This window comes from Maribacter sp. MS6 (genome assembly GCF_056839185.1).
In genome coordinates this window covers 1,614,659-1,628,543 of record NZ_CM166389.1, presented here as the reverse complement: position 1 = coordinate 1,628,543, position 13,885 = coordinate 1,614,659, and the positions used below count along the sequence as shown (strand labels likewise).

Sequence of the window (13,885 nt, the reverse complement as noted above, 5' to 3'; positions counted from 1 at the left end):
GATTTTTCCTGCAACCATAAAAATAATCTATTTTTAAAAATCTAAACCTGACCAAACGTAAATGCCACTATTCCAAACATCGGTACTTAAAAAATATCTATCGCAGCTGGACCAAACAGCAGTAGAAAAAGCATATCGCAATTACTCAAAATACTTCCTGAACCCAGAAATACAAGATAACATACGCAGCAGCAAGGAAGAGCAATTTCAAGCTACTTTTCTCACTGAACTTTTTGTGAACATCCTGGATTACACTATAAAGCCGAGTCCCAAGTACAATCTTACAACAGAGTATAAAAACGAAAATAACAATCGGAAGGCCGACGGTGCCATTCTAAACAACAGAAAAACTGTTGCCGTTGTCGAACTTAAAGGAACTAATACAAAAGATTTAGAAAGCATCCGTCGTCAGGCGTTCGACTATAAAGTAAACCATAAAGGTTGCCAATATGTAATTACTTCCAATTTTGAAAAGCTGCGGTTTTATATCGATGATGCCACAGATCATGAGGCTTTTGACCTGTTCCAACTAACACAAGACAGATTTGCCCTTTTATATCTGTGCTTGCACAAGGATAATTTGCTCAACGCCTTACCACTTAAAATCAAGCAGGACTCGTTGGTCAAGGAAGAGCAGATCACTAAGGAGTTCTATAACGATTATTCACTTTTCAAGAGAGAACTTTTTCGCGATTTGGTAAAGAGAAACGTAAAAAAAATCAAATCAGCCAGGGCGCAAGAATTGGAAGAAATAACCACGGATACTGCCTTTCAACAGGAATTGCAAAGTTTAGACAAAAATGTAAAACTGGCCCTTTTCAAGAAGTCTCAAAAACTGATTGACCGCTTTCTGTTCGTGTTTTTTGCGGAGGACAGAGGCTTGCTTACACCCAATTCAACACTCCAAATACTGGAAAAGTGGAAAGCTGATATGGACTTTGGGGATGAACGCCCCTTGTATAATTTGTTCAAGCAATATTTCAATTATTTGGATTCTGGAAGAAAAGGAACGGCTAGCAGGGCAGAAATCTATGCCTATAATGGCGGACTTTTTCAACCGGATTCCATTCTCGACATTTTAGAGATTGATGATGACTTGCTGTACCGCCACACTTTAAAATTGGCCAAATATGATTTCGAAAGTCAAGTGGATGTCAATATTTTGGGCCATATTTTCGAGAATTCCCTTAACGAGATAGAAAGTGTCAACGCAGAAATTGAAGGTGCCGAATTCGATAAGCAAAAAAGCAAGCGCAAAAAGGACGGTGTTTTTTACACCCCTAAATACATTACCAAGTACATTGTTGAGAATACCATAGGCAAACTGTGCGACGAAAAGAAGGCGGTGCTTGGTTTTAAAGAGGAAGAATATTTCAGGGGCCGAAAGCACCGTCAGAAAGCGACCGTTCAAAAATTGGTAGCAGTTCTCGATGAATATCGCGATTGGCTATTACAATTGACCATCTGTGATCCTGCTTGCGGTTCTGGTGCGTTTCTGAATCAGGCACTGGATTTTCTTATAAAGGAACATCAATATATAGACGAGCTTAAGGCTAAGATTTTGGGCGGTGGTTTACAGTTTCCCGATATTGAGAATACCATTCTCGAAAATAACATTTACGGGGTTGATCTCAATGAAGAGTCCGTCGAGATTGCCAAACTGTCTCTGTGGTTGCGTACCGCACAGCCCCGTCGTAAACTCAATGATTTGAGTAGCAATATTAAATGTGGCAATAGCTTGATCGACAGCAAGGCCATTGCGGGCCAAAAAGCCTTTCGTTGGGAAACCGCTTTTGCAAAAATATTCACAAAGGGTGGTTTTGATGTGGTGATTGGGAATCCGCCATACGTCCGAGTTCAAAATCTTGAAAGTGAGTTAGTTGATTACTATTTTGAATCGTATGAAAGTCCCAAAGGCAAATTGGATTTGTCAATATTATTTTTTGAAAAGGTATTCTCACTTATTAAAAGTGAAGGCAAGGTCGGTTTTATTTCTTCTTCCCAATGGATGCAAACCGACTACGGTGAGAATATTCGCAAGATATTATCAAAAAACAAAATATTAGAAATCATTGATTTTGGTTCACTACCGGTTTTTGAAAATGTAGAAACTTATCCTGCTATTTTCTTTTTAACAAATAATGGCCCAAAAAGCTTCAAATATAGAGAAATTCCAAATCAAGCGTCTTTAAGTTACGCAGGAATTGGCAATAGTTCTTTCAAGGAATTCTCATTCGATACTATATCTTCCAAACCCTGGCAATTTTCAGCATTTAATCTTGTAGAGTACTTAAAAGACAAAGGACTCAATTATGATTTATTAAAAGATTTTGCACCTGCCTACATAGGTTGCTTAACTGGTATGGATGCAGCATTCGTTGTAGACCAAGAAATCATATCGAAGTATAATCTTGAAAAGGTGATACTTTTGCCATATGCTTACCGCGGTCAGGAAGTTTCAAAATACTCGATAACTCAACCGGCAGCATTTATAATATATCCATATCATAACATCGATGGAAGTTCAGAACTTTTTGAAAATGACTTCTTCCTTAATAACTATCCCAACTGCTACAACTATCTACTTCAGTTTAAGGAAGCATTACTCAAAAGAAAGGACAGCAGGAAGAATTATGCGTTTGAAGGTAACTTTTTCCGACATCTGCGGGCCGGTACTTTTGATTATATACTACCAGATAAATTAGTCCTAAAAGGAGTTGACACGAAATTTACGGTAGGTTTACTTAATTCTAATACAGCATTTAATGGAGCGAATACACCAGCTTTAATACCTGTCGGTTCATCCGATATACCAATAACAGCACTATTATCTCTTCTCAATTCGAAACTGATTACTTTTTATCTTAACCAAGTATGTCCTAAAAAATTGGGCGGGTACTACAGGTATAATGCAAAAAATGTTTCAGCTATTCCGATTCGAAAACCTTACTCGGACCATTTAGCAGAATTTGGTAAACAAATATCAGAATTAGCGACAGACAAAAACAATTTAATTAATACTACAACCGATTATTTAATTTCAAAGTATAACTTACTAAAAGTATCCCGTAAACTGGAAAACTGGCAAGATCTTGATTTTGGCGAATTTGTCAAAGAATTGAACAAAGCCATAAAAGCCACGAATAAATTGCGTGAAAAAGAGGGTCAAGTACCGGTTGATGCCCTTACCAAAACTGATGAGTTCGAGTGGATCGAACTCTTTAAACAAAACAAGAAAAAAGCCCAAGATTTACAAGCACAAATTGACTCCCTTGAGCAACAAATTGATGCAACGGTGTATAAGTTGTATGGGTTAAACGAAGAGAAGATAAAAATCGTTGAAAATACATAAGATGTTAGGAAATAGAAGAACCGGCCTCGTACCTACTGAGGACGACATTATCAACAACTCTAAACCAAATCACTTGTATAGTCATGAGTTTGAGAAAGGAAGGTTTTTTCAAGTAGTACATGAAGATGAGGAAGGGTTTGAAATAAAGCTGTCCACTAGAACCATGCTAAAGGCTGTATATATAAAAGAGAAAAATGATATTGAGGGAATTGAAATCATTAAACTTATTGGAAAGGATGAGAAGCAGAAAGTAGGTTTTAGCAAATTTAATTTAGCTCAACTCAAAGCTTTTTTGAGTTTTTTGAATCAAACTGATTTATCTGCGATTTCCGAGAAACGAATCAAAATAGCCGATTCTGAACTTACCCCTGAAAATATCAAACTTATAAAAACACTTCTTGCCAAAGAAGGCGGTCAACAGGTCGTTGAATCAGTAATAGAAGAAGGAATCATCACATCTCGTGATATCGTAAACGTAGCATTTAGGAAAAGAGGACTTGACTACTTTGAGAAATTACTATCAAATCCAGAGTATTGGAAAGAGTATAGAGAGCTTATTGACTTGCCGAAGGCAAAAGAAGAAACCACTTGGCAAGCCTTTTTTGAACGTAATCAATGGATTCTAGGACTCGGGATCGACTATAAATTTCAAAAGGTATTGGAAAAAGAGGCGAATGTTTCAGAACAAGATTTGTCTGGTGGCAATGCTGTTATCACAGACTTTTTACTATCAGATTCTAAATTTGTAACCTTTATTGAGCTTAAAAAACCTACAACACCTCTATTTGGAAAAGATAAGAATCGTTCAGGAGCATGGTCACTGTCTAGAGATTTACAAAACGCTTGTTCTCAGATTTTAGAACAAAAAGCAGCAGGCCTGATAAAGTTTGATAAACCGCAGGAAGATGGCGAGGGAAATTTAATTGCGGAAAAAGCATATGATTCTAAGACTATTTTGATAGTTGGTAGTTGGACTGAATTAGAAAGTGCTGAAAATTATCAGGAAGCCAGAATCAAGAAGAAAACATTTGAACTCTACCGAAAGAACAGTCGAAATGTTGAAATATTGACCTACGATGAATTGTACAACCGTGCTGAATTCATCGTTAACAGGTTAATTAGAAAGAATTAGGGACCAAAAAAAATCAAAAGTATCCTTTAGATATGCGACTAGCATTAATTTATTTAGATTATCACGAATACTTAATTCAAAAACCTCAAATTATCAATTTGGGTGGTCAATTCATCTACAGTCTTGAAAAGACTGGAAACAAAGTAGAGGTTGACAGAACCTTAAATGAAGATTATATAGAAGGCTTCTTCGACGTCACCAATTTAGATTCTAAGCTTTTAAACGTAAATGCTATAGTGGGTCAAAACGGGGCCGGCAAATCATCAATATTTGATTCCATTAGGAGATTGTTCATTGAAAATCCTTATGCATTGCCTTCAAACAATATATACTTATTTTTTGAAACGGCTACCGGAAATGAATTGAAGACGGTGAGTTCTATTTGGGACGTTGATCAAGAAACGTTAAGTTTTGTGACCAGAGACGATACTTTTTCAATAAATCAAGAAAGGTCAAACAGCAAATTTAAAACTATATATTACTCTCCACACTTTGATTATCGTTACAATCCAAGATTTGATAATGTTGATAACTACGATATATCATTCGATAAAGTTTTACAAGAAGATATTCGTGATTTACAGAATAAAACTACTGCAGAATCCAGTTTGAACTATTCGGTCAATCAGGAGTTGACTTTTAAGAATTCGCTACGTCAAATCGCGTTCCTGTCTTCAGATTTAGTAAGTAAGGACAAAATTTTTAAAAACCTATTTGATTTTCCAGAATTTGGCGAGGCTAGATTGTTGATTAACGGATACAAGGTTGGTGGGGAATGGAATACTCCCAGGGCATTTAGACCAGCTCTTAAAATAATAAAGGAAAAACTAAAAAAAGAACTAGATGATTGGCAACTGGTAAGAAAATTTAAAGCTCAAAGTCGAGTCTCAAATCAAATAGAGGTAAATAAATATTTATTGAAAAGGCATATATTAAGAGATGTTTTATCCGTGCTTGAGAGACAGATGGAGAAGCAAAATCATTACTTATCGGAGGGAGAATTCTCATACACAACATTTACCCGGGATAGTAATCATTTAGATGCTTATAACTCTTTTCTAACCTTTATCAATAATTCAAAATTGACATTCGGATCTGATGAGATACAACCTTTTCTAACGAAACCAATTTCTAATCTTTTGGAAAAATTGTATTCCCTAATTGAAAATATTTCTGAAGAAGGCAAAGTTGAAACCAATGTTTTCTTCGTGTCCAATGAACAGGCGGCAATTATACTCAAGTATCAAAGGGAATTTTTAATAAATGTTATTAACTACTATTCTTCTTTTATGAAAAAAAGAAAAGCAAGAAAATAAATAAAGGAAGTTTAATTGATGGATTTATTAATTATATGCCATCAAGAACAAGGCTGAGTTCGGGAGAGCTGGCTCTATTAAATTTTTATTCTAGATTATATGATTTTCTATTTAACAGGTTAGGTGGTGAGACTAAAAGTTTAGATGAAGCTGAAAATTACATTTTGTTGTTAGATGAGGCCGACTTGGGGTTTCATCCCATATGGAAAAAGAAATTTGTTAATTCCATGTCTAAAACAATTCCATATTTTTTTAGTTCTCTCGAGAATACCCCCACAGTTCAAATTTTATTTACGACTCACGACCCTTTAACACTGTCTGACCTACCGAACAAAAACATTATTTACTTGAGAAGAAATGCAATAACGGAAGAAACGGAAGTTTTGGAATATAGCGATTCATCACATCCGAATAAATCCTTTGCTGCAAATATAACAGACTTATTAGCAGATTCTTTTTTTGTTGAAGATGGACTTCTTGGTGATTTCGCAAAAGAAAAGATTAATAAAACCATAGATTGGCTAAGAAATAAAGATGACTTGAACAATTCAAATTACCATAAAAAAATAATACAAATTATTGATGAGCCTATCGTTCAGCAAAAGCTCTCAGAAATGTATTCTGAGAAAATGGAAGTTGATTTTTCAAAGGAAATTCTAACTCAGCAAATCGAAAGTCTCAAACAAAAATTTAAAAATCAGACGGGCAACGAGTATGATTCACTTTGATTTAGCATCTAAACCTAAAGTCATTTCTATTCACTTTAATTCTCTATATAAAGATTACTTGATAGAGAATATTCATTCTTCTACAATAAATGAGGAGTTGAAAAAATTTATTGTAGAAAATCTGTACGAAATTATTACTGGGACGCCTGAGATTCTTAAAAAATTAAATACCCGATTTAAAAGGCTTAACTCATATTCCACCAGTAAAATTATGCAGGGAAAGATTAGGAATATTTTTGATTATAAAGGTTTCAGAAAGAAAAGTGTAACGCTTTATGATGCTTATGATTTGGCAAAAAATCTTGGTATTCGTACTTGTCTATATTGTAATCGAATGTATACCATTACAGTAGCAAATGGAACAAAAGCCAATCAGAAAATAACACGCCCACAATTTGACCATTTTTTTGACCAGGCTAAAAATCCACTATTAGGATTGTCTATTTATAACTTGATCCCTAGCTGCACTATTTGTAATTCTTCTTTGAAGGGAAGAAAAGAATTTACACTAAGTAGTTATATGCACCCATATATTGACAATTATATTGATGAATATACTTATAGGTTTATCCCTCATGATGTTTCATCCATTCTTGGGGGAAAATCAAATTTAGAAGTTGAAATTGGTATTAAAACAAGTCAGTTGAGTGATTTAGGAAAAATTAAAAATACGTCTGAGCTATTTAGGTTATCCGAAGTAATGTCTGGCCATTCTGAAGAGTTGAGGGATTTGTTTGATATTAGATACAGATTCTCGCAACGATACTTCAAAGAGCTTTTTATAACTTATCATAAACTAGGACTTTCATATGAAGATGTTTATAGAATCGTCTTCGGTGTTCATTTAATCGAAGATCATTTTAATCGAAGACCCTTTAGTAAGCTTAAAAAGGATATCCTTAAAGAATTAAATATTATAACATAAAAAATATTTCAATCATAAAAATTTTCAAAAGTCAATTAAGTATTATATCGTGAGTAAACACATTTTTTTAAAAAAATTCATTAAACAGTTCTATAATAAGGGAGCTAATAAGAGAAGAACACAAGAAAGAAGTGCTCATAAAATTGCTTATACCGCCAATCTTTGCTTATCTACTTTTGATAAAAAAATACACTTTGAAGATCAAGAAATTTTTAAAGCTTTTGAAAAATGTGGCTATACGCTAATGAATTCAGAGGGAGAATTTACATGGGAGCGTTTTCATTCGAATCATACACTTGTTTTAACAGATAAATTTTTAAATATCAATGTCCAATCCAACAAAGATTTAAGGTCTTCTAGAATAAATAGTTACCCGCCTAACTGGAGTAAAGAAACTAAAGTTAGAATAGATAATTTAAAAACTGATTTACAAGAGTTTTGGTTACAAAATAACCATTTGCTTGAGAATTAAATACTAATATTAATGGATTTCGAGCAAGTTACAGAGGAACATATACTTAAAGGGATAGCAGATTTTAATCAAAAGGGTATGCCTAATGGCTTTGGTCCATCTTCAACATATGACTTAATATATGAAGGCAAAAGATATCCGCCAAAGGCCGTTATGGCTTATGCCAATTATCACGCAATTGGTAGAAAAATAGAACGCTATTTTGAAGATGGTTTTTAAGAAAAGCTAATAAATTTGGAAAACAAAGAAATACCAGACATAGAACTTTTTACCGATGGCGGAGCAGAACCCAATCCTGGCAAAGGTGGTTTTGGTATTATACTAAGCCATAAAGGGAGAAAAAAGGAATTCTATAGAGGCTACGAGCTTACCACCAATAATAGAATGGAGTTGATGGCTGTAATCTTTGGTCTGGAAAAAATAAAAACCAAGGCAGCGGTCACGGTGTTTTCCGATTCTAAATACGTGGTAGATGGTATAGAAAAAGGTTGGGCAGAAAATTGGGAACGAAACAATTGGATTCGTAGAAAGGGCAATTTAGTACTCAATAAAGACCTGTGGGAGAGGTTGTTGCATGTTATAGATAAACATATAGTCACTTTTAACTGGGTAAAAGGGCACGCTGGCCATATGGAGAATGAACGTTGTGATGCTTTGGCTAAAGAAGGTATTAACTCAGAGAGTAAAATTAAGGATGAAGGATACCTGGTATACTTGGAGCATATAGACTGGTACCAAGAACAGAAAATAGAAAAAGCGGGCGATTTATGTAGAAAATGCAATACCGCAGTGATACAAAAGAGCCCAAAGAAAAGAAAGATAAAACCCGATCAAAATTATTATTTTGAGTATTATCTATTTTGCCCAAATTGTAAAGTCATGTATATGGTAGATGATGCAAAAAGAGAAGTGTCCGATGACAATACTTTGTTTTAAGTCTCAAATTAGTTAAGCTTACTTAATGAAAAACCTATCAACCAAAACAGATTTAACCACATTAAATGATAAGCAACGTACAGCTGTGCTTTCCGAGTGTAAGCGACTACTTGTTTTAGCAGGGGCAGGTTCAGGAAAAACAAAAACCTTACTTCATAAAATAAATTATCTGGTAGATGATAAGCTGGTAGATGCCAAAAACATTCTTGCAGTAACTTTTACTAAAAATGCAGCCAATGAGATGCTTGATAGGTTGATTGTGTCTGCAGATAACACGGGTTACTATGAAAAATTTCTGCAGACTAAAGGCAGTTCCATAACTGAAAAAAGTAAAGCACGCCAATCGTTTTTAAAAAAATTTCCATGGTTAGATAAGTTAACCGTTAAAACTATACATAGTCTGTGTTATCAAATCATAAAAACTGATGGGGTACATGTATTTGATAATAAATTTAAAATAGTAGCCGACCAAAATTCAAGTAGTGAATTTTATGGAAGTACTGCAGAAGAGACCGTTAGTCAAATCATTGAGAAGGTCACGATTAATTTGTCGAATGATAAGATGTTTCTATTGAAATTGAAACGATACATTTTAGATTACTTTGTAGACTTCATTCACCAGCATAAAGAACAAGAGGAATTTAGACCCAAAGGTAAATTCTTTACAAGTTTAAAGGGAGATAAAGTTCGTTCAAAATCTGAGCAATATATTGCAGATTGGCTTTATCGTAATAGTATTGACTATGTATACGAACCAGAGGTAAAAGTTGGTAGCTCGGCGTTCCATCCAGATTTTTTTATTCCTCAAGCAAATATTTATTTAGAACATATTAGTGATAAAAGTTATCCGTCTTTTTGGAAAGAAGGCAAAATGAAGATTGCCGGTAATACGTGCATAAAAACTTATGATGACGCTACCCATAACTCCGCAGTATTCAATAAGGTTTTAGATCGGGTGATTAAAGGTAGAATAAGTGCTGATTTAAGTTCGGCAACAGTTCTTCATTACGACGAAGAGTTTTCAAATTTTAGGAAAGAAATAAAAAGCTTTTATAGGGAGGTAAATGAGGTAAGAAATAAAATTGTGACCTCAGAAAAGTCTGTAGAGCAGATTATAAAAGAGGCTTCAGAAAGTGATTTTGAAAGAGTTCGTATGTTCTACGAACTTGCCATACCTATTATTGATGAATTTAACGACTATTGCACCAATAGGTCGTATTTGGATTTTGATGGGTTATTGACCAAGAGTATTCAATTGTTACAAGAGTACCCAAACATTCGTGAACGATATCAGGATAGATATAAAAATATTTTAGTAGATGAGTTTCAGGATGTAAATAGTCTACAAGTAAAATTACTTAATCTACTTTCAAAAGAGTCAACACAATTATTTTGTGTTGGGGATGATTGGCAGAGTATATACGGTTTTAGAGGTTCTGAAATAGGGTATATTGTAGATTTCAAACAACATTTTGCAGATTCTGAATTACTAACGCTCAATTTAAATTACAGAAGTACAGACCCAATTGTTAGCGCATCTACGGAGGCTATCAAGAAAAATAAGTTTCAAATACCAAAGGAAATAAAAGCGGTTAAGCGAGGTGGACAAAAGATTAAAATCTTTTATGAAGAACAAGAAGGACATTCACATGCTTTTATTTGGGAAACAATAGAAAAGCACATTGACGAAGGTATAAATCCAGAAGATATTTTAGTGCTTTATAGAAGGTCGGCGATGGCATTAAATTTAAGACAAGCTTTAAAAAATAGCGGTCACAAAATTCAATTTAAAACGATCCATGGCGCAAAAGGATTAGAGGCTAAGGTTGTGTTTATTTTAGGATTGCACTCTAATAAGGGAGGGTTTCCAGATCCATGGCTACAAGATAAAATTTACCAAGTCATAAAACCAACAGATTATGATTATTTGCTGGAAGAGGAAAGGAGGCTATTCTATGTAGCTCTAACAAGAGCAGAAGATTATCTTTATTTAATATCTCAAAAAGGAGCGATTTCTGATTTTGTTAGGGATATCCCAAAGGAGTTTATTTATCAAGACCAAGCTGAAAAAGATTTTACTAGCAATAGCGTTGTACTTTGTCCTAGTTGTGAGTCCAAAATAGAAGATCATTATAGGTTTTGTCCAGAATGTGGAAGCACATTAGTTGAAGAAACTCTAGAGTCTTAAAGTTTAGATGAGAAATAAAGAATGGCAAAGTATAAGTAATTTACCCATTACTTCTATTGGTCATGTACAAAAGAAGAACATGACACATTGAGGGAATGTTGTAAAGCTTTTTTGGATTGATGAATCAAGTGACATTTTTGGAAGAAGATACTATGGTAGAGAATCTATGATTTAGATTTTAAATAGGTACGATAATATGTTTGAAAAAGTAACGAGTGAACACATTTTAAAAGGGATTGAAGATTATAATGAAAAAGGATTACCTAATGGTTTCGGCCCTTCTTCAACATATGACCTAGTATATGAAGGGAAAAGATATCCGCCAAAGGCCGTTATGGTCTATGCCAATTTTCACGCAATTGGCAAAAAAATAGAACGCTATTTTAAAGGTGGTTTAGGAACTGATTGTTTCAACACTTTTGAGGAAAATGAGTTTATGATTCTGCCAAAAAATGACCGTATGCAAAATGAAAAATTATATCAAATAAAGGAGAACTTCCTAAAAGAATGGCCCATAAGCCGTCTTCAAAATCTTACCCTTGAAGAGTATACCAATTTGGATAAGAACTCCTTTACTTATTGGATAGAACATACTACAGAACCAACGGGAGGGATAAGAGGTGGCAGTTCTTACAAATTTGGAATTTACAGAATGGCAAAAAGTTCGGATACAAAACCAGCTGCTAATAGAACCAACGACGGCACTTATGCTTGGTATATTAAATATGGGGAGTCACCAAACGTGGCCTTCACAACGGTGAAAGCTATTTTGCTTAAAATTGTAGAAGCTAGTATACAGAATAATCTGGAAATACTCGATAAAATTGATTTGGGAGATGCCTATAAATGGAAAATAGCATTTATGTATGGGGCTTATAATGTGATGAATGTTTTTAACAGATATGCTTTAATCAGGGCTTCATTGGGTTTAGGTCAATTTGCTGATACTTCAACGCCAATTTCAGAATTGAATCGTTTTATAATCGGGAAAAAACCTGAGGCGGAGGACTACTATAATTATTCTCAACGCATTTGGTCTGCGTACGGTCATAAAAATGAAAGAGCTCAGGAATTTGAAAAATGGTTAAAATCATCTGAAAATAAAAACAGTAAAAAATCGTCAAGCTATATAAGGGCATTAACCATCTTAAATAATTTTTTTAAGGTAGCCGTTTATGATATGGACGATGTTTCTGAGCTTAAAGACCTCTATGAAGATTTAAAAGAGCATCAAACAGATCCGAATGGGAAGTATTTTCATCCTAAAGCAGTATCATATGGTAGAGACAGATTCTATTCTGCGGCAGTAAAATCATATATAGAATTTTTCTATGCCTCTGCCAACATCACTGAAAATCCAAAAGAAAATCATATACTTTCTATACAAACCGACGGTGTTCTAAACACTATTTTATTTGGTCCTCCGGGCACAGGTAAAACATTTAATACCGTAAATAAAGCTTTAGAATTATGTGGTGAGAACATCAAAGGTTTAGAGAGAAATAAAATAAAAGAGTTATATGATCACAAAATTGCAGATGGTCAAATAATCTTTTCCACTTTTCATCAAAGTATGTCCTATGAAGATTTTATTGAAGGTATAAAACCCATAGAGCCAGAAAAAGAAGGTGATCCTGTAGTTTATAAAGTTGTTGAAGGTATATTCAAAAAAGCTTGTATTGAGGCTTCCTTTAATTTTGCAATTGAAAACAACAGTGCAGATACAGATGATGTCCTTGACTTTTCTTTGGCTTATGATAATTTCCTTCAAAAACTAGAGGAAAGACTAGCTTCTGAAAATGAAGTTGAGCTTGAAATCAAGAATGGCGGTAAGGTATATGTAGATAGTATTTCTTCGCAAGGGAACATTCAGATAAAACATTTAAATGGACAAAGAATATATACTGTTTCTAAAACCAGGCTTTCTAAACTCCAAAAGGCCATTGCAAATTTAGAGGAAATAACGAATATCAATGATTCATTTAGGGCAATAATCGGAGGTAGTAATTCAACCGCATATTGGTCGGTATTGAATGCCATCCAAAAAGATTATGTTTTAAATAAGCCTAAAAACATTGCAGATAGGAAATACACTTGGGAGGATAAAAGAGAAGTTGTAGCTGCTTTGGACAGAAAAGTATTTAAGGGAAAATCCGGTAAGCCAATAGTTTTAATAATAGATGAAATCAACAGGGGTAACGTATCGGCCATTTTTGGCGAATTGATAACCCTAATTGAAAAGGATAAAAGGCTTGGTGCCGATGAGGCATTACTAGCGCAATTACCTTATAGTAAAGAATATTTTGGTGTACCGCCAAACCTTTATATCATAGGCACTATGAATACAGCTGATAGAAGTGTGGAGGCCTTAGATTCCGCATTAAGAAGAAGGTTCAGCTTTATAGAAATGCCCCCAAAGCCTAAATTCATAAAACAATATGGTGCTAATGACGGTATAATTGACACCGTTGACTTAGTAAAACTTTTGAAAACCATTAATAAGCGAATAGAGAAGCTATTGGATAAAGATCATGCTATAGGGCATAGCTACTTTCTAAAAACGAAATCTTTAAATGGGTTAAAAGCAATTTTTGCTAATAAAGTCATACCCTTGTTGCAGGAATACTTTTTTGGAGATTATGGTAAAATAGGATTGGTTTTAGGTTCTGGCTTTGTGGAATCGGTTCAAGGTGATAATGATGGAAAATTTTTTGCACCTTTTGAAGATTACGAATTAGGTTCATTAGTAGAGCGAAAAGTATATAGAATAAAAGATGCTAAAAAAATGAGCAATGAGGAATTTAAAAAAGCGCTACTGCAACTTTTAGGATAGAAA

The 13,885-nt window shown here is 34.2% G+C and carries 10 protein-coding genes; all 10 read left to right on the top strand.

Features of this window, described 5'->3' with window-relative positions:
- Positions 1–61: 61 nt before the first annotated feature.
- The 10 genes from MS6x_RS07295 to MS6x_RS07250 all read left to right on the top strand — a co-directional run bounded on the left by MS6x_RS07295 (position 62) and on the right by MS6x_RS07250 (position 13,882).
- The gene (locus tag MS6x_RS07295; RefSeq protein ID WP_482606451.1) at positions 62–3,352 is read left to right on the top strand and encodes an Eco57I restriction-modification methylase domain-containing protein; all 3,291 of its coding nucleotides are present in this window, start codon (positions 62–64) and stop codon (positions 3,350–3,352) included.
- A 1-nt stretch (position 3,353) separates the two neighbouring features.
- A complete protein-coding gene (locus MS6x_RS07290) occupies positions 3,354–4,484 on the top strand; it encodes a Shedu immune nuclease family protein (protein WP_482606449.1) in 1,131 nt (376 codons plus the stop codon).
- 32 nt (positions 4,485–4,516) lie between these two features.
- On the top strand, positions 4,517–5,800 hold the full coding sequence (locus MS6x_RS07285; RefSeq protein ID WP_482606448.1) for an ATP-binding protein: 1,284 nt from the start codon (positions 4,517–4,519) through the stop codon (positions 5,798–5,800).
- Between the two features lie 35 nt (positions 5,801–5,835).
- Positions 5,836–6,528: an AAA family ATPase gene (locus MS6x_RS07280; RefSeq protein WP_482606446.1), complete on the top strand. Its 693-nt coding sequence runs from the start codon at positions 5,836–5,838 to the stop codon at positions 6,526–6,528.
- Complete coding sequence (locus MS6x_RS07275) at positions 6,515–7,453, top strand: hypothetical protein (protein ID WP_482606444.1); 939 nt, start codon at positions 6,515–6,517, stop codon at positions 7,451–7,453. Before MS6x_RS07280 ends, MS6x_RS07275 begins: the two co-directional genes overlap by 14 nt.
- A gap of 49 nt (positions 7,454–7,502) precedes the next feature.
- Complete coding sequence (locus MS6x_RS07270; RefSeq protein WP_314013610.1) at positions 7,503–7,925, top strand: hypothetical protein; 423 nt, start codon at positions 7,503–7,505, stop codon at positions 7,923–7,925.
- Positions 7,926–7,937: 12 nt separating this feature from the next.
- On the top strand, positions 7,938–8,144 hold the full coding sequence (locus MS6x_RS07265; protein ID WP_482606442.1) for a ScoMcrA-related endonuclease: 207 nt from the start codon (positions 7,938–7,940) through the stop codon (positions 8,142–8,144).
- A 15-nt stretch (positions 8,145–8,159) separates the two neighbouring features.
- On the top strand, positions 8,160–8,861 hold the full coding sequence (gene rnhA / locus MS6x_RS07260; RefSeq protein ID WP_482606440.1) for a ribonuclease HI: 702 nt from the start codon (positions 8,160–8,162) through the stop codon (positions 8,859–8,861).
- A gap of 25 nt (positions 8,862–8,886) precedes the next feature.
- Positions 8,887–11,049 carry a UvrD-helicase domain-containing protein gene (locus tag MS6x_RS07255; RefSeq protein ID WP_482606438.1) on the top strand — a complete coding sequence of 721 codons (2,163 nt, stop codon included), beginning with the start codon at positions 8,887–8,889 and terminating at the stop codon, positions 11,047–11,049.
- A gap of 196 nt (positions 11,050–11,245) precedes the next feature.
- On the top strand, positions 11,246–13,882 hold the full coding sequence (locus MS6x_RS07250) for an McrB family protein (RefSeq protein ID WP_482606437.1): 2,637 nt from the start codon (positions 11,246–11,248) through the stop codon (positions 13,880–13,882).
- Positions 13,883–13,885 lie beyond the last annotated feature (3 nt).

Bases quoted from the DNA above. Each gene is read 5' to 3' on its own strand.
- MS6x_RS07295 (WP_482606451.1), top strand. From the start codon at position 62: ATGCCACTATTCCAAACATCGGTACTTAAAAAATATCTATCGCAGCTG.
- MS6x_RS07290 (WP_482606449.1), top strand. From the start codon at position 3,354: ATGTTAGGAAATAGAAGAACCGGCCTCGTACCTACTGAGGACGACATT.
- MS6x_RS07285 (WP_482606448.1), top strand. From the start codon at position 4,517: ATGCGACTAGCATTAATTTATTTAGATTATCACGAATACTTAATTCAA.
- MS6x_RS07280 (WP_482606446.1), top strand. From the start codon at position 5,836: ATGCCATCAAGAACAAGGCTGAGTTCGGGAGAGCTGGCTCTATTAAAT.
- MS6x_RS07275 (WP_482606444.1), top strand. From the start codon at position 6,515: ATGATTCACTTTGATTTAGCATCTAAACCTAAAGTCATTTCTATTCAC.
- MS6x_RS07265 (WP_482606442.1), top strand. From the start codon at position 7,938: ATGGATTTCGAGCAAGTTACAGAGGAACATATACTTAAAGGGATAGCA.
- MS6x_RS07255 (WP_482606438.1), top strand. From the start codon at position 8,887: ATGAAAAACCTATCAACCAAAACAGATTTAACCACATTAAATGATAAG.
- MS6x_RS07250 (WP_482606437.1), top strand. From the start codon at position 11,246: ATGTTTGAAAAAGTAACGAGTGAACACATTTTAAAAGGGATTGAAGAT.